1 protein-coding gene is annotated in these 517 nt (G+C 49.3%); it reads right to left on the reverse strand.

Going from position 1 to position 517, the window contains the following annotated elements; translation table 11 throughout:
- On the reverse strand, positions 1–517 hold a 517-nt coding region (locus R7Z47_RS26855; RefSeq protein WP_318131027.1), incomplete at both ends, for an EAL domain-containing protein.

Genomic DNA, 517 nt, shown 5'->3' on the forward strand with positions numbered 1-517 from the left:
AACTCTTGCGACATATTGGCAATGTTTCGCACGAGCGTTTTGGCTCGGTCGTTGGTTTCAATTTCATCCACGTACGATTTGTCGAGTTTGACGATGTCTAGCGGGAAGTTGCACACGCTGCTGAATGATGCGTAGCCCGTACCAAAATCGTCCAACGCCAGTTGTACGCCCAGTTGTTTGATTTCGTTGATGCAGTGGATGGATTCCGTTTCGCCGCCCATCAGCATACTTTCGGTGATTTCTAGCACCAAATGACCTGCAGAGATGTTGTGCTCTTCAATCATGGATTGCAGGAATGAAATCAGCCGTGAATGGTAGAAATGCTGCGCACTCAGGTTGACGTGCACCGTCAGTGGCGGCAAGCCTTGGCTGTGTCTCTTTGTGTTCAGTTTGCCGATAAAATCGCAAGACTGATTGAGGATGGACTCTCCAAGTTCAACAATCAGTTTCCCTTGCTCTGCAAGCGGAATAAAGATCAACGGCGAGATAATGCCGAGCGTTGGATGCGGCCATCGAG

The organism is Vibrio sp. 1641 (assembly GCF_033339995.1).
Taxonomy (GTDB): Bacteria; Pseudomonadota; Gammaproteobacteria; order Enterobacterales; family Vibrionaceae; genus Vibrio; species Vibrio alginolyticus.